Source organism: Clostridium sp., assembly GCF_036642255.1.
Classification (GTDB): domain Bacteria; phylum Bacillota; class Clostridia; order Clostridiales; family Clostridiaceae; genus Clostridium_J.
The window spans coordinates 15,969-36,154 of record NZ_JAVWDJ010000005.1 but is presented as its reverse complement, the minus strand read 5'-3'; the positions used below and the strand labels follow the sequence as shown (position 1 = coordinate 36,154).

Annotated in this window: 17 protein-coding genes; 2 read left to right on the top strand and 15 right to left on the bottom strand. The window is 31.7% G+C overall.

Annotated features, from left to right (window positions below; translation table 11 throughout):
• Positions 1 to 49: 49 nt before the first annotated feature.
• The 7 genes from RR409_RS03845 to murI form a co-directional block, all read right to left on the bottom strand.
• On the bottom strand, positions 50 to 1,909 hold the full coding sequence (locus tag RR409_RS03845) for a S8 family peptidase (RefSeq protein WP_332556403.1): 1,860 nt from the start codon (positions 1,907 to 1,909) through the stop codon (positions 50 to 52).
• Entirely contained in the window at positions 1,899 to 3,983 is a 2,085-nt protein-coding gene (locus RR409_RS03840; protein WP_332556402.1) for a S8 family peptidase, read from the bottom strand. The genes RR409_RS03845 and RR409_RS03840 overlap by 11 nt, the downstream gene beginning before the upstream one ends.
• Before the next feature lie 216 nt (positions 3,984 to 4,199).
• Positions 4,200 to 4,874, bottom strand: a complete 675-nt coding sequence (locus tag RR409_RS03835) for a helix-turn-helix domain-containing protein (protein ID WP_332556401.1) — start codon at positions 4,872 to 4,874, stop codon at positions 4,200 to 4,202.
• A gap of 434 nt (positions 4,875 to 5,308) precedes the next feature.
• A complete protein-coding gene (locus RR409_RS03830) occupies positions 5,309 to 5,749 on the bottom strand; it encodes a DUF3783 domain-containing protein (protein ID WP_332556400.1) in 441 nt (146 codons plus the stop codon).
• A 26-nt stretch (positions 5,750 to 5,775) separates the two neighbouring features.
• Positions 5,776 to 6,291: a peptidylprolyl isomerase gene (locus RR409_RS03825; protein WP_332556399.1), complete on the bottom strand. Its 516-nt coding sequence runs from the start codon at positions 6,289 to 6,291 to the stop codon at positions 5,776 to 5,778.
• A gap of 494 nt (positions 6,292 to 6,785) precedes the next feature.
• Positions 6,786 to 7,241: a hypothetical protein gene (locus RR409_RS03820; RefSeq protein ID WP_332556398.1), complete on the bottom strand. Its 456-nt coding sequence runs from the start codon at positions 7,239 to 7,241 to the stop codon at positions 6,786 to 6,788.
• A gap of 242 nt (positions 7,242 to 7,483) precedes the next feature.
• A complete protein-coding gene (gene murI / locus RR409_RS03815) occupies positions 7,484 to 8,257 on the bottom strand; it encodes a glutamate racemase (RefSeq protein ID WP_332556397.1) in 774 nt (257 codons plus the stop codon).
• A 436-nt stretch (positions 8,258 to 8,693) separates the two neighbouring features.
• Here murI and RR409_RS03810 point away from each other — a divergent pair, with 436 nt between their 5' ends.
• Positions 8,694 to 8,972, top strand: a complete 279-nt coding sequence (locus RR409_RS03810; RefSeq protein ID WP_332556396.1) for a hypothetical protein — start codon at positions 8,694 to 8,696, stop codon at positions 8,970 to 8,972.
• 259 nt (positions 8,973 to 9,231) lie between these two features.
• Here RR409_RS03810 and RR409_RS03805 read toward each other — a convergent pair whose 3' ends face one another.
• From RR409_RS03805 to RR409_RS03795, 3 genes are all read right to left on the bottom strand, one after another.
• Positions 9,232 to 10,599 (bottom strand): MATE family efflux transporter, encoded by a 1,368-nt coding sequence (locus tag RR409_RS03805; RefSeq protein ID WP_332556395.1) that lies wholly within the window; start codon positions 10,597 to 10,599, stop codon positions 9,232 to 9,234.
• Positions 10,600 to 11,040 (bottom strand): MarR family transcriptional regulator, encoded by a 441-nt coding sequence (locus RR409_RS03800; RefSeq protein WP_332556394.1) that lies wholly within the window; start codon positions 11,038 to 11,040, stop codon positions 10,600 to 10,602.
• Positions 11,041 to 11,238: 198 nt separating this feature from the next.
• On the bottom strand, positions 11,239 to 11,775 hold the full coding sequence (locus RR409_RS03795) for a hypothetical protein (RefSeq protein WP_332556393.1): 537 nt from the start codon (positions 11,773 to 11,775) through the stop codon (positions 11,239 to 11,241).
• A gap of 501 nt (positions 11,776 to 12,276) precedes the next feature.
• On the opposite strand from RR409_RS03795, the gene RR409_RS03790 reads away from it, so the two are divergent.
• Positions 12,277 to 12,564, top strand: a complete 288-nt coding sequence (locus RR409_RS03790) for a hypothetical protein (RefSeq protein ID WP_332556392.1) — start codon at positions 12,277 to 12,279, stop codon at positions 12,562 to 12,564.
• 199 nt (positions 12,565 to 12,763) lie between these two features.
• Here the strand turns inward: RR409_RS03790 and RR409_RS03785 are convergent, their stop codons facing one another.
• From RR409_RS03785 to RR409_RS03765, 5 genes are all read right to left on the bottom strand, one after another.
• A complete protein-coding gene (locus tag RR409_RS03785; protein WP_332556391.1) occupies positions 12,764 to 14,410 on the bottom strand; it encodes a S24 family peptidase in 1,647 nt (548 codons plus the stop codon).
• 175 nt (positions 14,411 to 14,585) lie between these two features.
• Positions 14,586 to 15,707 carry an ion channel gene (locus RR409_RS03780; RefSeq protein ID WP_332556390.1) on the bottom strand — a complete coding sequence of 374 codons (1,122 nt, stop codon included), beginning with the start codon at positions 15,705 to 15,707 and terminating at the stop codon, positions 14,586 to 14,588.
• A 418-nt stretch (positions 15,708 to 16,125) separates the two neighbouring features.
• Positions 16,126 to 17,382: an ABC transporter permease gene (locus tag RR409_RS03775; protein ID WP_332556389.1), complete on the bottom strand. Its 1,257-nt coding sequence runs from the start codon at positions 17,380 to 17,382 to the stop codon at positions 16,126 to 16,128.
• Positions 17,375 to 18,421 carry an ABC transporter permease gene (locus RR409_RS03770; protein ID WP_332556388.1) on the bottom strand — a complete coding sequence of 349 codons (1,047 nt, stop codon included), beginning with the start codon at positions 18,419 to 18,421 and terminating at the stop codon, positions 17,375 to 17,377. Before RR409_RS03770 ends, RR409_RS03775 begins: the two co-directional genes overlap by 8 nt.
• Complete coding sequence (locus RR409_RS03765; protein ID WP_332556387.1) at positions 18,408 to 20,042, bottom strand: sugar ABC transporter ATP-binding protein; 1,635 nt, start codon at positions 20,040 to 20,042, stop codon at positions 18,408 to 18,410. Before RR409_RS03765 ends, RR409_RS03770 begins: the two co-directional genes overlap by 14 nt.
• Between the last annotated feature and the right edge of the window lie 144 nt (positions 20,043 to 20,186).

The window sequence follows — 20,186 nt, the reverse complement described above, 5'->3', positions numbered from 1 at the left end:
CAATCATTAAAAATGTAACTTAATACGGAGTAAATTTATTCTATTTTATTCAGTTATTATCAAAATTTAGCCTATGATAAACTTCTCTTGGAACTACAGTATAAATTTTATCGTAGGTTATATCTCTATTATTTCTTGTTGTAGGTGTGGCGATGTTAGATTCCTGTCCTGCTATGGCATCGAAAGCCCCTGCAAGATCTAATATTCCATATCCCCATTCTGGATTGGGATACACATCTCCCGGTCTCTTTCTTGTACCTCTTATAAGATAAGATCTTATCTCCTCCACATAAAGCTTAGGATCATTTCCTTCTACAATGCCCCATTGAAGTATTAAAGCAACTGCCCCTGCTAATACGGCAGTTGCTGCACTGGACCCTGTTACTGTAACAGTTCCACCCCCTACTGCTGTAGTCAATACATCTACACCTCCACTAGCAAGGTCTGGCTTTATCCTGTTGTCTCTTGTAAATCCCACTCCTGAACTTGGTGCAAATACATTGTTACTTTGGTCATAATAGGATGTAGCAATCACCCTTCTGCTGGTGGAAGGAATGGTGAGAGTCATAACATTATTAGGATTTAAAAACCTAGTGTTAGGTTTGGACAATGGTCTTTGTGGTAGCCAAATATCATATTTACCATTGACTATGCTATCACCATACAAAGTTACTATCCAAATTCCAGGTTTTAAATTCTTGAATACTATCAATATCAATTCATCCCCTGTGATATTTTCTGGAAAACTATAATCGATATTCACAGTAGTTTTTTCATATAAAAAGGTACTGCTGTAACCAGGTCGTGGTCTTGCTGGAACTCTTTGAATAATTTCTCCTGTAGGAGAAGTTATGCTAACCGACATTCTATCTGGATAACTACACCATATATTTAATGCCATTCCTCTTTGTGTTTCATCTACATTTATCTCAATAACTTGTGAGTCACCTGTCCTAGTTAAAAAGCCACCTGTATGAGTTTCTGATCCCCCTTGGTTTCCTGTACCAGTCACAAAAACCAATCCTCTTTGTAATACATAAGAATCAATAATTCTTTCTAGTGGGGAGCTACCATCATGCCCACCATAGTTGCTTCCAAGAGGAATAAATATTACCATAGGCTTTAATTCGACCTTTTGAACCTGTGTTAGATAATAAATAGCAACTACAATATCAGCACTTCTATATATACCAGGTTCATCAAATATTCCTAAGGTTTCTAAAAATGGACTTATAGCTTCTCTCAGTTTTACAACTACAAACTCACAATCTGGCGCTGCTCCAACCACATCCTCATAACCCCTAGCTCCAATAATGCCTGCATTAGCAGTACCATGTCCTACTTCATCCCTTTGAGGAACAATTGCATAGGGATCTTCACCTCTTTGTTGAGCCTGAATTGCCCTATCTATGTCCTCTTTTGTATACTCACTACCAAACCCAATATTAAAAGGTGCTGTTCCTGTGTCTATAGTTTGATCCCAAATTCTATCAATTCTAGTTTTCCCATCTTCAGTGGTGAATTCTTTATTTAAATAATCAATCCCTGTATCAATAATTCCTACTATAACTCCAGATCCTCTTAGGTCAAAAATCCCACCTTGGCTAAACTGAATTATATTAGCTGCTTCAATGGGGGATACTTGTGTCAGCGTGAAGGGAACTAAAGGATCTAAAAACTGGATACTTTTGATATCTCTTAACAAATCACCTAACCTTTCAGCTGGAACAAGAATAATAGCATTAAAAGGGTTTATCACTATAACCCTGCCATAATCAATTTTTCTAAACTCACCTTCAATATCTCCTGTGTATTCAACCATAATATTTAGAATCTCCCCAGGGTTGGTTGTTACACTTAACAATAATTCTCTTTGGAAAAAGTCCATATCACTATTCTCATATCTCATCCTTCATTTCACCTTCTACGTTATTGCTAGGGCCTTCACTAAAATCCAAGCTTTTTTTATTTAAATCTTTTACACTAGAATTAACCTCGCTATGATGTGTTAATCTGTTAAATGATTCTATTGGAATATTTAGAAGCACCGCCCTTGATAACCTTTCTACATTTGAGGCTTTCCTTTCATCTCTGCTTCCAACAGACCTTATATTTGCGAGAGTTGTCTCTAAATCCAGAAGACCATATCCCCATTCTGTATTGGGATATATATCTCCCGGCCTTCTTCTTGCGCCTCTTGCTAAGTAAGCTTTTACAGTTGGTCCATACATGTTTGGATCATTCCCTAGAATAATACCCCACTCTAATAATAAAAGCACTGCTCCTGTAAGTACGGCTGCTCCCACACTAGAGCCGCTAACTTCCACTGTAGTGTTGCTAAGTCCAGTGGTTCTAGCTCTAACTCCTCCAGTAGCAATTTCTGGCTTAATCCTTCCAAGGCGAGTTGGTCCCCTACCTGAGCTAGGAACTATAGTATTAGTATTTTGATTATAGTATCCTGTGGTAATTACAGTTTGTGCATTACCTGGGGTAGTTACAGTTATATAAGGATCTCCATCTAAAAATCTTGTTAAGGGCTGTAGCAGTTGCCTTTGAGGAATCCATAAATTATATTGACCGCTTACAATATATTCTCCTCGAAGCCTTAACTGCCAAATCCCCTCAACTGGATTTACAAGATCTACAGTAATATTCTGATCTCCCGTAGTATCCTCTGGAATATTATTTGTTATAATTACAGTGGTGCCCTCTATAATTAAATTAAAACTCTCTGGAGTTTTAATCTTAGGGGTTACAGGGTCTATAATTTCTCCACTAGGAGACACTATTCCTAAAGAAATTCTATCTGGCTTTGTAGCCCATATTGTAATAAGTAAGTTTTTTTCACCACTTTGAGAAAATATTTCAACATTTCTTAATTCTCCAGTTTGCCTAAAAGTACCTCCTGCATGGGTATTGCTATCTCCTTGGTTTCCCGAACCTGCTACAAAAACTAATTCCTTTCTTGTGCTAAAGTACGTTATAAATCTTTCTAAAGAAGATGTTCCATCATGGCCTGACAAGTTTGACTCTAAACTCAGTAGCACTGCCATGGGCATATCTAATTTGGTCTGAAAATTTGATACAAACCTAATCCCTTCTAGATAGTCTATTCCTTCATATATTAATCCTTTTCTCTCCCGTATTCCTGTGATCGTTAATGCTACAGTTTTTGCTTCCTTTAGCTTTACTACCACAAACTCACATTCTGGTGCTGCCCCAACTACTCCATTTAATCCCTTGGCACCAACTAACCCCGATATTTGAGTCCCATGGCCTACTTCATCTATATGGGGTACAATAGCATAGGGATCTCCACCACTTTCAGAGGCTCTAATAGCATTATTTATTTCTTCTCTTGTATACACTGTTCCGTATCCTACATCTTCACTAGGTACTGTACCTGGAATGGTTTGGTCCCAAATAGCTATTATCCTTGTATTGCCCTTTTCATCTCTAAATTGAGGGTTTAAGTAATCTATCCCCGTATCGATTATTGCAGCTACTGTACCATTTCCTCTAAGAGTTAAAAAGGTCTCTCCATGAAATTTTGTTATATTAGCTGCTACCACTGGTTCCACAGCCGTTAAAGTATATGGTAGACTTGTATCTGCATTAATAATTCCTGGCACATCTTCAAAAAGCCTTGGAAGCATTCCATTTCTAACCGCTGCTATATAATAAAATGGTGAAAATCTAAAGGCACAAACATAATCTAATCTCTCTATTTGTGCTTGTATATCTCCCTCAAATTCTACTAAGTAATTAGTGTAATCTTCACTATAATAGGCCTCATTACACATAGGACTATCTGCAGCTTCTCTATTGAATTCTTCTTTAACCATATTTACATCATTTACCACATTTTCCTTTTCTTCTTCAGTATTTTTCTTTTCATCATCATTTTTATGTTCTTTATGGAAGCTTTCTATAGCTACACTTTCTATGGGTTCATTTTTCCATTTTGGATTTAACTCATTCATAAACTTCGCCTCCAAATAGATTTACTTATAAAATCCATAATACCTAAAATATTTTTTCCTTATACTATATATTTTCCAACTCTCAAGTTAACTGATGGGAATTTTGAATTTCTATATAAAAATAAAGCTCTCTATGATATGTTTATCATAGAGAGCTAAAATGTGTGCATGATTTTTATGCATCTTTAACTTATTATTTTATTTTCCATTACTAAGTTATAATTTTATTTCTAATCTATTTAATTTTGCAATAACCTTAATATCCTTATGGTTTACAGTTTCTGTTCTTAAGGAACCTCTATTGCTAAGAAGCAATATTTTGCTACTATCAAGTTTTTTAATTTGTCTTAGTACTCTTTCTCCATTGTAATCAAGTAAACAAATTGCATTATTTTCTATTTCAGAAGTTAGATTTGCAAAAGCTAAATCCCCCTTAGAAATTCTAAAGCCTATTAAATCATCATTTTCTATTTGCAGATATAACACTTTATCCTGAGCAAAGCCTTCTACTTTATTTGAAACTATCGGCATGTCTTTTTTTCCAATAGACTTACCTAAGTCATAATTATATATTCCTACAGATTTTAGAACCGAGCCTAATGCATCACTCCAAACATCATTAATAGCTTCTGGAGTCTTATATTGTTTTTTAGGGATGTCATTAACTTTCTCCTCTTCCATGATAATTGTATTCATCATAGAACTCATATTCTCTAAGTCTCCACCTAAAGCTTTGCCTATTCTATCCATAAGCTTCTCATTAATAACTTTTTTTCCACTTTCTATTTCATTAATAAAACTTTCAGCAACCCCTAATTTCTTAGCTAACTGCTTTTGATTCATACCCTTAGCATTTCTAGCATTTTTAATTCTTTCACCTATTCCGCTCATAATATCTACTCCTCATAAGATTAAATAATCAACAAGTAACTTTTTATTAAATCACATTTTCGAGAAGAGCTAAATCCCACTTATGCTTTCATTATTAAGAAAATATCCCATCTTAATCCATTTAATCTGTGAAAATCACGGGAAATTTATTCTTCAAAATGTCATTAAAAATTATTCATTTTAGGCATCTGAACTAAAATAACAAGTCAAAGATGCTCACAGATATTTTGTGTTCATAAGGATGCTTGTGAGCAAGTGAACAAATTGTATGTTGTTGTGTACACTTGTTTCCTTGCCACAGTATTTCACAAAGTATGCTAACATGCTAACTAGTTATTATGTTAAAACTACCTTAATACTTATATTATAACATAACTTTAATAATACAAAATAAAAGTCCTCTAAAATATTAGAGAACTTTTATTCTAACTTCTTTATTTCTTCTGCATTGCATTTTTCTTATGAAATTCTCTCTCTTCAATTAGATGTTCAAGTATTTCCCCAAACTTCATATTTATTGATATTGGAGTTACTACAGCTAGTATTGGACGACTTTGAAGAATTTCTCTTATGTTTATAACTGTTTTCTGAAGCTTCTCACCTTCAAATCCATTAAGTATTATAGCCTTTTCTAAAGGTAAATCTTTACTACATGATTTTTCACTTTCACAGAAAAGTTCTTTCTCATTGATTTGATTTTGCTCTTCAGAAGTTATTTTCCCCTCAAGAATTTCACTTAAGGTTTTGCTCCCCATTGAGCTTTTAATAATAATGCAGGGCTTTGCCCCTTCTTTTTCAAAGTGATTATTTAGTATGTTTACTTCCTCTGAATCTAAAGCATAAGTTAAAATAACCTTATCATTAATAAAACTCATTAATTTACTCCTTTTATACTTCAGAATTATAGTTTTTCTGGATCCTCATAATCTACTCCAAAAGTATCTACTGTCACAGATTTCATAACTTGTTCTTCATAAGGTCTATCTCTAAAATCTGTTTTTGTACTTACAATTTCATCTGCAACATTTTGACCTTCAGTCACTTTTCCAAAAGCAGCATATTGACCATCAAGATGTGGAGAGTTCGCTACCATTATAAAAAATTGACTTCCTGCTGAATCTGGATGCTGTGATCTTGCCATAGAAAGTACTCCAGGAGTATGTTTAAGATTATTTTTAAAACCGTTTGATGAGAACTCTCCCTTGATTCCATAACCAGGTCCACCCATTCCACTTTTTTCTGGGCAACCTCCTTGAATCATAAATCCTGGAATTACTCTATGGAAAATCAATCCATTATAAAAACCTTTTTTAACTAGACTTATAAAATTTTTAACAGTATTTGGAGCCACCTCTGGGTAAAGCTCTGCCTTCATTATTTTGCCGTTTTCCATTTCAAATGTAACTATTGGGTTCATAAAATGTCCTACCTTTCTTTATATGATTAACATATTAATTTAGTTTAACGACTCTCCAAGGAGGATAACCTTCCAATGAAAGGTTCCTTTTTATTATTGTAATAGATTGAATTTCTATCCTTAGAAAATATCGTCAAATCAACTCACAATTGAAAATAGCTTATTATTGCAATTTATCATAAAGATTGCTATTTTCTATAATTTACTAATTATTATACCATAATTTAATAAATATAATTCTTAAATATATTTAAATAATAAAGAAGTTACTTTCATTCTCCACTCTGCCAAAGGATTATCCATATACTAAAGTTTAATTTATCCAAGGACTTCTATATAGACTACACAACATTCTAAAATACTTTTAACAATACAAAGACTCAGGTGCTAATAAATTCAACTCCTGAGTCTTATTTCTTCTTAATTAATGTTTTGGTATACAAGCTTATGCCACCTAGCAAAAAAGCTGATTTATAAATAAAAACATTCTTCTTTTACAACACTTCTTTTCCCAGTAAAAACTTCAAAGAAACATCTTTTTCTTCCTTAGGAAATTCAATAGAAAGAGCTCCTCCTGGTAGCACCAAAAAATAGTCCTCCTCTATTAAATTTTTTGCAGGTTCGTAATTCATTTTTGTTCTATGGAGTAATGTCTTATCCGAAGTTTCTGCTTCATGTACCTTAAACTTAATCTTTAAAGAATCGTAATTAAAATCACTATCTGTATTCCTAAAATCATCATAACTGTAAAATCTAACTTCCACAAGCTTACTTCCACTTAAAGCAAGTTTATTTAGCAGTGTAATTTTATCTATGATATAAATACAATTACTGTCTGTAGGATTTGAAAGTACCACACTTTTAAACTCTTTATCCTTTGTTATCTTCACTTCAACTAAATCTTCACCGTTCCCATAGTTATTTTCCTTTGAAAATTTGAAAATCTTCACCCTTATCACCCTATTTTTTATTTTCACTAAGGGGCTTTTTAATAGCTAAAAAAGTGACTTTCCCTATTATGGTAAGTACACTTCTTTCTAAGCTCACTTAAATAAAAACTCCTTAGATTTAGAGTTTGTCTATATTATAGGATATTCCAATAGGGTAGTTTTTGTTAAAGATTTATATGAATAATTTAAAATCATTGTTATTTATTAAACAATACCTTAATATATGTTTAACTCACAGCCTTTTAAGTATTAAGTAACCTAAAACTTAAATCTATCATATCCTGGCCATCTAAGGAGTTATATATATCCACTGTTCCTTTTACACTGTTAGAGTTTACTATACCTTCTTCTTCTAAGATATTTCTTAGATGCCTTGAGGTACCTTCACTTCCATCTATTACAGGAACGCTCTCCCCTAAAATTTTTATTATTGTATCCTTAACAAAAGGATAATGAGTGCACCCTAACACTACTGCTGCTATTTTATCTCCTTCAACTTCTTTAAATCTCTTTCTAAGATAAGCTTCTATTAGCTCACCATCTATGTTACCGCTCTCAATTAATTCTACTAATCCATCGCAAGGTAATGGACATATATCTGCTTCTTCTTTAAACTTTTTTTGAAGTGCATTAAACTTCTTTTCTACCAAAGTCATAGGAGTTGCCATTATAACTATACTCCCCTGTCTATGAAGCTCCACCGCAGGCTTTAGTGCTGGTTCTATTCCAATTATAGGGATATCCCTGTAACTCTCCCTAAGCTGCTCAATAGCAGCGCTAGTTGCAGTATTACAGGCTACTACAATAGCTTTTACTCCCTTTGAACGCAAAAAATCTATAGCCTTAAATGATAATTCTTGCACTTGTTCTACTGTCTTAACTCCATAAGGCGCATTTTTTGAATCTCCAAAATATATGTAATTTTCATTCGGCATCAGTTTAATAGTTTCTCTAAGAACACTTAAGCCTCCTACTCCTGAATCAAAAAAACCTATGCTTAACTTAGCTTTATCCATCCCTTTATCACCATCCTAAATTTGTATATATTAATTTTTATTAATAGTTCTATGTTTCGTTATCTATATATAATTATAAGCTTTTAATTTTCTAATATTCCAAATGGTCTTATAAAGTTATTTATAGGGACAAAAATTCATCTAAAAAATACCTTGTTCTTACTTAGTAGCTTTCAATGTTCCAATATTAATTTCTAAGAATTGTTTTTAAAATCCTAATTTGCTTCTATACATATATGATACTACACCTATTTTTCCATGAAAAGATAAATATGTGTACATATTTTATCTTAATGAATACTTATATATTAAGGTTGCAATAACAATCCATCTTTTGAAGGTAACCTTAACAAGTATAATCTATATATTTAAGTACCTTAATAATAATGCAACTTATTTTAGCTAATTCAATCAATAATAACAATAAGGTGATAAAATGAAGGATAAAAGTTATTTGGATAAACTACTTGATACTCTTTCTGAAGGAATAGATGAACTGGCAAAGGGCACTGGCAATCTTATTGAAAACTCAAAGTTAAAGTATGAAATTCATAGTATAGAAGGGGATATAAAAAAACTTTTCTATGATATTGGTGCTGGCATATATGAAGACTATAAATGTGGAAAAATTAATCTTAAAGAATATGAAGATATCTTCAAGACAATCCATACTTTAGAGAAGAAGATACAAAAGCTTAAAAGCAAACTTATCTAGAAATTAACTTAATAATAACTTTGGTAATAAAAAATCCACACGTATTTTTTGTATTCCTAACTTACAGGGAAAACTTAACTTTTAAAGTCCTATCTTTATCTAGTGAAAACATCTAATGTAATAAAGTGTTAAAAGGTTGTATAGAAGTGCTTAAGCCCTTCCATACAACCTTTCTCTAGTTTATTTTATATTTAACTTTACAGGGTAGAAACATTTATAAGGCTTCATTATTAATCCCATTAGTCTACAAGCCCAACATTTAGGCAACTCTAGCATCCATCTCCTGTTCTTTTAAGAACTTTAATTCCTTCATTACAAAATACAAAGTAATTATTGATGCAATAGCATCGGAGGCTGGTCCACTAATCCAAACTCCATCTAATCCAAAGATTGGTGGCAAAATTACTACTAGTGGTATCAATACTATTACTTGTCTACAAAGACTTAAGAACATAGATATTTTTGCCTTACCTACTGCTTGGAAGTAGTTTGAGCTTATAACTTGAAAACCTATAACTGGAAGCACAGAAAGATAAATTCTAATACCATGAGTTCCAATTCTCACAAGATCAGGATTACTATTAAATATTTTAATAATATTTGGTGCTGCTAATTCAACTACTAAAAATCCTGTTGTAGTTACTAACACTGCTGCAATAACTGCCAGCTTCCAAGCCTTTTTAACTCTTCCATAATTTTTAGCACCATAGTTATATCCAATGATAGGTTGTGAACCTTGATTTATACCGAATACTGGCATTAAGCACATCATTGCCACACTAGAAATTACTCCCATAGCTCCAATGGCAAATTCCCCTCCATGGACTAGCAACGCTTTGTTGGATAAGATTTGTACCAAACTTGCAGCAAGTTGCATGAAGAAAGGCGCCATTCCTATAGCAAAGATACTCTTAATAATTTTAATATCTAATTTAAAGTTTTCTTTCTTAAGTTTTAAAGTACTATTTCCTTTTGTAAAGTGATATAATACCCAAACCGTACTCGCTAATTGGGCTATTACGGTAGCAATAGCTGCACCTGCTACTCCCATATCAAATACAAAGATGAAAATAGGATCTAATACTGTATTTACAACGGCTCCTAAAAGCATTGTTAACATTGCTATCTTAGGATTCCCTTCTGATCTTATAGCTGCATTAAGTCCAAAACCTATATTTTGGATAACCCCTCCAGCTATAATAATTTGAATATATTCCTTTGCATAAGGTAATATTTTCTCACTAGCACCAAAAGCAATTAATAAGCTATCTAAAAACGGAAATATTATTATCGCTAAACCAACAAGAATTATAATTACTAATACAAAAGAATTTCCAAGAATTTTTTCTGCTTCTTGCTTTTTTTGTTCTCCAAGTCTTATTGATATTAAGGATGCTGATCCTACTCCTATTAACATACCAAAGGCCATAATTATAATTGAAATTGGAAAAGTAACTGTAACCCCTGAAAGAGCTAATTCTCCAACGCCTCCTGGTATTTGTCCTATGAAAATTCTATCTACTATATTGTATAGTGCATTTACAATCATGCCTATAATTGCAGGAATAGAAAACTTCAATAGTAGTTTTCCTATTCGTTCTTCACCTAATTCTTTTGTTTTATCCACTTAATCACCTTGACCTTTCTCTAAATTGTCGCACATTTTCTTTAGCCAACAAACTAATAGTTGTTGTTCTTCTTTCATAAATCCTTTAAACATAACATCTCTTGTTTTAAGGAATTCCTTAAAACTTTCTTCTTTTATTGCCTTGCCTTCTTCAGTAAGAAATATTCTATTTATTCTTCCATCCTCAGCATCGCTTATCCTTTTAATGAATCCCTTAGTTTCTAGATAGGACACTAACCCCGTAAAAGAGGCTGGTTTAATTTCTAAAATTTGTTGAATTTCTTTTTGTGATTGCCCATCTTTTTTCCAAAGTTCTATAAGTACCCCTAGTTGTGCACTAGTAATATTATATTTACTCAGCTTACAGTCTTGGTAGGATGTCATCTTTCTAGTTAATACTTTTAACCAATACCCCAAGCGAAGGTCATTTTCATAGTCCATAATTATTTAGCCTCCTAACTAATCCTATATTATTCTATTAGTAAGTTGAGAAAAAGTCAATGTTAAACTTTACTAATAATCTTATATCTTGAAGTTTCATATAAAAATTAATCATTTTAAAGTCAGCAAACTTATTTTTCAAGTTAAAAGGGGACCTGAGCAATAACCCTAGTCCCCTTCTAATTTTTTTATTTTTTACTATTTTTCCAATAACTCTACTATTTTTTCTTTTACATAATCTATTAATATCTTTTCTCCAATGTATGCAACTTCGTTTGTATCACTTGGCTTTATTCTAAAGAAATTAATAATAAGTCTATTTCCTGAAATAATGTATTCATCTGAATGTAATGGAGAAAATATAACTTCTACTTCCTCAATATTCTCATTGCCTTTAAAATCCTTTAACTCATTTACCAAGGAATCCAAATTTAATTTCTTTAGGGGATTTGCCATAGATCTAGTATACTCTAAATCCTCCATCATCCACATATTGTTATTCCAAAACTTCTTTTCTTTTTTGTTTCCACGGTACGGTTCCCTATTTTTTATGGCGCTTAGTGCTCTTCTAACCGATTCACCATTGAATTCTTCATCATAAGCAGCACTTAATGCAGGCATTTCAGCTACATCATAGAAAAACTTTTCTGCAATGATATCCTTTTCACTAGCTGCCTGCCAGTAATATAGCATTGCTTCTACTGCCTCTAGGTTTAATCTAATCCTTTGTAACATAATAATCTTCCTTTCTAAATACAAAATCATTAGGTATATGTGGTTTAGCATTATGGTTTATATAAACATTAACTTTATATATGAATTACTACTTATAAAGCTCCTCTAAGAAGCCAATTGAAATCTTTTAAAATTAATAATTACTTAAATCATAATATTGCAAAACTTTCTTACAGCCTTATTATACAGTAAAGCACTTATAATAATCTATTTATTATAAGCAAATTATCAATTTTTTCATAGTATATAGTATGACCATAATTTGTAATAAGATTACGTATTCTTATTTATTTTAATATTTACTAAAAACCTACTAATTGAATTTCTTCAATAACCTTAAATGGAAGTTCGTATAAACGCAAATATACCTTAACTTATAAGGTTATTTAATCTTTCAAAGCATGGTTAAATAATGAATACTTTCATTTTACAGAAAGATAACCCCCACATACAGATGTTTGGAGACTTATCCTTCCAAAATGTTGTTAAAGGAGAAGAAAGATGAACAATTCGGATAACACGCAACAAAAGCCTGACCATAAAACCAATAATTGCAAGCTTGGAACTTGTCTCACTGACAGTTATTACAATTGCAATGAGGAAAATTGTAACTGTGGCAGCGGCTGCAATTGTGGCGAGAACTGTACTTGTAGTAAAGATTGTAATAAAAATTTCACCCCTATTGAAATCTCTGAATGCATTGAAGATTGTAGCTGTAAGACAAAAAGAAATACTTGTACCTTATTTACATTAAGTAAAGTAATAATTATCGACTTAGATGAAGAATAAATATTTTACTATCCATATTAAAGCTTCTAAGATACTTTCTTAAAAAATATGAATATCAGTTTAGCTTTATAAAACTCAAACACCCCTAAGGATTTTCCTAAGGGGTGTAGTTCTTATGCTATAGATTGTGATTTTTAAGTAAATATATTATCATCTGTTATCTAAAACTGTAACTATTCCTACTCAATGTTCCCTGCTTTTATTTTCTACTTATAACTCCAATGGCTGTTCCAATAATCATTGCATCTTCATTTTCTACTTTTATAGGATCATACTTTGGATTTTCAGGAATCAAGAATATACCCTCTTTTGTTATTGACAGTCTCTTCAATGTAGCATTACCATCTAAATCTACAGCTACAATATCCCTATTATTAGCAATACTCTGTTTTCTAATAAGTACATAATCACCATCATGAATGTTAGCACCTATCATACTATTTCCCTTAACCTTTAACATAAAGGCATCCTTTACTCCCTTTAACCAATAAGTTGGAATATTAAAAGCCCCTTCAATTTCGTCACTTATAAGTATTGGCTCTCCTGCAGCAATATCGCTATAAATAGCCACTGATCTTAACTCATCTTCTTTTAATGTTTGTCCATCACCATTAGGTTCTAAAATAATTTCCTTGTAGCTACTGCTATCTACCGCAAAATCATAAATTTTCTTATTTTTAAAATCATAATAACCGAAATACTCCATATATGAATTAACCATTTTCATCTGTGAATCCTTCTCATTTTGTTTATAATTTAAAAGCTTTTCATCTTGTTTGAATTTATGACCGTCTAATAAATCATCTTTTTTTGTAATATCCTCTTCTTTTAAGGTTATAGATTCGACCTCTTGGATACTTTTACTGATAAATGTGTTTCCACATTTATCATTATTATCATTTACTAGATTTTCCTCAGAAAGGTGTTCATCACTATTTAAAGAAAGCTGTTTCATAATAGCTCTTTCTTTAAACTTTATAACCTTGTACTTATTTTCACCATAAAAACCCTTAATTTCCTTATTGCCAGTGAAGTATGTAAGTGGAGTTGCGTTACCCTTATCATTAATTACAACTACAAAATTGCTATAAGATTTATTTTTAAATAAGGTCTTTACAAATTGAAGTTGTGTTCTTGTAAGTTCTTCACTATTATCTAAGATTATGTGGGTATATTTTTTACTACTTTTCTTACTTCCTTCTTCTCTAGCTAAAACCTCTTTATCAATTGAATCTATGAGATTATTTTGCTTTAAGAAGCTATTATAAAATATAAGTAGACTATAGATAACTTCTCTTGATGATGAGTTTTTAGAAATCTTTTTTTGTTTTCCTTTTCTTATAAAACCCTGATAATCTTCCAAGGTTCCTATTCCATTACTTTTTATATATTCAATTTCCTCAAGAAGAAAATTAGAGTTTTTACTATTTAGTAATTTTGATTTTGGATACTGTGGTTTTAGTTTTCCTATTCCTTCTAAAATCACTTTAATCTTATCTTCTTCATTTTCAAATATACTGTATGTATTTTTAGATTTTTTACTATAAGAATTAAAGTATGAATCTATTAACTCATCTACAGCTAATACCTCAAAGGAATTATTAATGGCGCTAAAGAAGGTTATGTTAGTATTACTTTCCCTTAAATCCTTATAAATATCGCCTATGTACTGCTTTTCTTCATTAGTAATATAAAGTATATTATCACTATTATATAGGCAATATTCGTTACTTAAGTAAGCTGCTCTCCTAATTGCAGTATGAGTTTTGCCAGCACTTATTTTTCCCTTAAAAACAAAAAATCTGTCATTTTTGTACTTATTGAAATTACTATGTTTTGATTTCACCACTTCACCCCCTTAATATGATGTAATGTTAATATATGCTATATCAACTTCTATTCCACGTGTGAATTTTCATATCTATTATAACCAATAAATGACTAAACTTATCTATATTATATCATGACTTATTCCGTTACTCACTGGAATATAGTGGAATCAAAAGTAAAACTTTTCTCACTTATCTAGTCATTTTCCTCACTAATGTGGAGGTCCAAATTGCCACCATAATTACTCCAGTAATTATTTCAACATTAGCAATGAACATACTTAATTTTCCATAGGGTACCAAATCTCCATAGCCTGTGGTAGAAAAAGTAACTACACTAAAGTGAATACAATATAATAAATCTTGAAAAAGTTCTGGAAGACCATTTGCCACAAATAATTCATGATAATCAATTACTCTACTTTGAGTTTTTATCCCAGTAAATAAATATATTATTGCACAAATTATTATTATAATCAAAGATACCCCAAAACTTCTAAAAGGTTTTTCTCCATAACCACACACAAGGTTTGAAGCACTTGAAACAAACTTTTTTATACCTTTTAAAGTTCTATGCTTAGCTAGCTTACTTTGGTAAAAACATTCTCCATACTTATCATGAATATCATTCTTTAGATACTGATTACCAAAAGTGATGTAACTATTTGAAATATGAAGATCTTTTTTTTCACAGCGATGTTTAGATTTATTTCTCAGGCAATAGTAATTATCTTTATAATTAAATGATCCTATATATGAGCCATAACTTAATTTAGTATATGACTTCTCATTTACAAATAATATATTAAAACAGCAGCAAGTATCCCTGATTATGCAATCTATAAGGCTACAATCATCTATAAATTTAACTGAGTTAAAGCTATCTTTTATTAAGTTGGACTTACTTAAACTAACATCTCTAAAAGACACTTCATTTAATTTGCACCTTTTTATAATAACCCCATTTAAGTCACATAAATTAAAGTTGCATCTTTGTAAAGTCCCATGGAAAATCTCCATAATACTTTTATATTCTATACTACAATGATAAAAGCTACACAACTCAAATAAGCAATTTTCAAAGATCACATTAGAAAAGTTAATATATTTAAATTCTATCTCTCTAAAGGTGCAATTGATATATGCTTCCTCTGAAAAACTTAGTTCTAATATACCAGTAGCCTTAGTGAAGTCTTTATTCTCCACTTTATTCTTAACTAAAGCTATTAGAAAACTATCCATATTATTTTCTTGTTCTTTATTTTTATTATTAACCACATCTTTTTGTCTATTTAGATTTTTTTTCCTTAGCATATTAATACTCCCTGCTTCAGATTATATTAGACAACTTTTAAAAATTTTTACATGTCATCTATTAATGATGACCTTAATTTAATACTAATCATCCTCATTAAAAATTGTTTAGTCCTTATATATTCTTATCCTATACCTTAATTTATATAAGGCTATTTTTTTAGACAGCTTAAATAATCTAATAAGTGAAAACATTCCTTTAGAACTTTCTTTTGTTAATGATATATCTATGTAAAACATTTGTATCTATAAATGCTTTAAACTTTATTTTAACATTAAAAAGCAAGGTATCATTTTTATGATACCTTGCTTTATTTTCATAATTAAGCCTCAATAAACTTAAGCTTAATGCATTTATTTTTCCTCAAAGAGTGTCCTTTTATATAACTACTTTCTTTATTCAATAATTTTATAAAACCTACATTTTTAAATCTCGCTTATCCTGTACAATCTTCTTCCAAGCATAAAGTGCAAGTGATACACAAATTACTCCATATGCTACGAATACTCTAAAATATTCTCCTATTTGAGCATTATTAAATAAATTCTTTCCTGCTGTTGGAGATACTACAAACAGAGTATGGAATAGAATTACTCCAAGAAAAGCTTGTTTATTTGTTGCTTTAGATACAGAAGCTCCGCCTATTAATATAGCCGCAATAGCGAACATACCCACTTGTTCATGGCTTCCGTATGTGTTCAATGTTCCTATGTTTTGTAGGAATATTATTTGTCCCCAAGCTGCTAGAACTGTAGAAATTATGATAGCTTTAATTCTTGTCTTATTTACATTTATACCAGATGCATTAGCAACCATTGCACTTTGTCCTACAGTTCTGAAATCTTGCCCCATCTTAGTTTTAAAGATGAACACATTGAAGGCACATAATACAACTAAAATAAATATACTTACCATCGGTACATTTACATATATCAAAATTTTCGCAATTTCTGGAAGTTGGCACACAATAACTGCTACTAAGCTTAATACAGCCATAACAATTTGTTTTGTAATGCTCCCCTTTTTCTTTACTACTTTATAAATTATAGCTGCCACATAGCCAATTATACCGATTAAAGCTACATAATAAACTAATTCATAAAGTGATAGCTTCCATAAATTATCTAAAGCATACTTAATTCCACCATTTAAATCTACTGTATTTTTTATTCCAACTCCACCACTTATCATAAGCTTAGGATTTTTCATAGGAATTACAGTTCCTACTAGGAATAAGAATAAAAGTTGATACAGTCCATTGGCAAAGATTCCAAGAATCATACTAGTTATCATTTCTTGACCCTTTGTCATGTTTAGAAGCTTACCTGTAAGATATCCAAAGACTATAGCAATAGGAGTAGTTAATACTACACATAATAAAAATCCTGGAATACCTACAATACCCCAATGGGTTACTGCAATAATAACAATTTGAGCTGCCATTGCACCAATTACTATACCAAAGTTAAGCCCCATCCCTGCAATAACTGGAATTATAAGAGATAATACAATAAATAAGTTTCTAGCTATTCTGTTTACTATTTCATCTAGAACTAAAGTTAAGGGTTGACCAGACAAATTTAACCCAATCAAACAAAGAATGATGAATAATATGGTAACCATATTACTAAATATATACTCTTTTGCCTTTGCAAATAATCCATTACTATGCATCAGCTCCACCTCCTTTAGCTTTTGTTAAGGCATAAATTATAATACCATTACTAACTATTATTCTTATAACTTCTGATAGATTACCTTCTGTAAACATGGAGTTAACTACGGGAAGTCCCACGGTTAATAATCCTTGGAATAAGAAAGTTCCAATAATAACATGAGAAATTTTTGCATTTCTAGTAGACGCTCCCCCTATGAGCACTGCAGCAACTGCAGGGAATGCCATATTCATAGGTGCTGTATATAACTGAATAAATCCATAGCTTTGAGAATAAACCATGATTCCTACAGCTCCTAAGATTGTAGAAATTGTAGTTCCAATAATTCTCATTTGATCTACCTTTATGGCAGAAGCATGTGCAAACTTAGGATTGTTACCTGCTGCTGTCATCATTATTCCAGTTTTAGTTTTAAGGAAAAGCCATATTATTAAGCAACAAACTAAGAACATGATAATTAATCCCGTAGGAATTTTTACTCCAGCTATGGAAAAGCTCCAGAGGTTATCTAAAACCTTACCAAACCGGTCTTCCAACGTTATAGTAGTTCTAAGACCTTGCCCAATTGGCCACTTTATCTCATCACTTGTGAAAGGCAATAATAGCCAACCGATACACATAAGAGATACTGCAGAGAACCCAGCATAGGTTCCAATCATCATTTCATCGCCCTTAACCTTATTAAGCAGCAATCCATAAACATATCCAAGTACTGCAGCAATAACTATAGAAATTATAGTACCAACAAAGAAGGCTTGAAACCCTACTAAGTCCATTTGTACACTGATTAGTCCGCCTAAAATTCCAGCAAGTATTCCAATAGGAACTCCAAAGTTTAGCCCTATCCCACAAAGAATACCTGGTACCATAGCAAGTACTAGTATTCCATTCATTCCAAATCTAACTAATATATCTGAAAAAAGAGTAGCCATATTTAAATTCATTGGAATTGCTAAGAAACAAAGAAGTATAAATAATCCCCCTATAATTAATCTAGGTAATCCAGTTTTATCAACAAATTCTCTAATTCTCTCCATGGTTTACTTTCACCCCCTTTTGCTCTTCACTTTCTATTTTTGTGTCTGCATTTAACCCAGACATTAAAAGTCCAAATTCTGCATCAGGAGCTTCTGGTTTTAATATTCCAGCTACTTTTCCTTCTGTAATTATGGCAATTCTATCACAAATAGATCTAAGCTCTGCTAGTTCACTAGAAGTCATAACAATTGTCATTCCTTTTTCCTTATTAAGCTTAACTAAAGTATCTAACACTAGCTTTTTAGCTCCTATATCTATTCCCCTTGTAGGCTCTGATACAAATAATACCTTTGGATTTAAGGTAAGTGCTCTTGCGATACATACCTTTTGTTGATTTCCCCCACTCAACCTTCTTGTAAGTTGAGTTGGTCCTGTACATCTTATATCTAAGTCTTTAATCATAGAATTGGCATAATTTCTTACATTTTTCGCATCTATCATTTTTACAGGGCCGAACTTTTTAAAGAAGCCATCGTTTATTTGCATAGAAGTTACTACTATATTTAACTCAATAGAATTATCAAGAAGTAAGCCTATACCTCTTCTATCCTCAGATACAAAGGCTAACTCACTTTTAAGAACTCCTTCAGGAGAATTAAGTACTAATGGTTTTCCCTCTAATAAAACTTCTCCACTAGTTGGATAAAGTCCCATTACTCCATTGGCTATTCCTATTTTTCCTTGACCTGCTAGTCCTCCAAGTCCTAAAATCTCACCTTTCTTAACCTGAAGATCTACGCCTTTTACTCTTTCACCAGGCATTTCTACCACTAAGTTATTGATGCTTAGTAAAGTTGCTTGATCTGAACTCTTCTTTTCTTCTTCTTTTCTAAGGATTTCAAGTTTTCTTCCTACCATATATTCTGCTAGTTGAACTACATTTGTATTTTTCTTTTCAACAGTCGCAACTAGTTGTCCATCTCTTAAAATTGTGATGTTGTCTGCTGCTTCCATAACTTCATCTAATCTATGAGTAATAAAGATAATTGCAATTCCACTTTTAGCAATATTCTTCATAGCAGCAAGCAGCGTTTCTGCTTCACTCTCTGTAAGAACTGCGGTAGGTTCGTCAAATACCAAGACTTTTAGATTTTTCTTATCTATTTCTCTCGCAATTTCTACAAACTGCATATATCCTACTGGAAGGCTAGATACATAAGCAAGTTCATCTATACCTATTCCTGTGGTTTTTAATGCAACTTTAGCATCCATATTCATAGCTTTATAATCAAGGGTTTTAAGATTTTCCCCAAATATTCTACTAGCAAAAGAGCTTTTAGTAATCTCTCTATTTATTTTTATATTTTCTGCCACTGTGAAACCTGGAATAAGCATAAACTCCTGATGAACCATACCAATTCCTAAATCCATGGCATTCTTTGGTGATTTTATCTCTATTGGCTCTTCATTTAAATATACTTGTCCTTTAAATCCTCCTGTAGAATGAATCACAGGCATTCCAAATAAAATATTCATTAATGTAGATTTTCCTGCACCATTTTCCCCAAGTAGTGCATGTATTTCCCCAGGTTTAATATTTAAAGTAACACCCTTAAGTACCGAGTTTCCAAAGTACTCTTTCTCAATGTTCTCCATACGGAGCACATATTTCTTCTCCATGTTTTTGCCTCCCCTCAAGGTTTGAATAAATTGCATCTATATTAAAGACTCACTAGTTATTATGTGCCAAATCCCCTTACCAAACTGAGTTTTTCATTATCTAAAGGAAAGTTAGCAAAGAAATTTCTTTGCTAACTTATATAA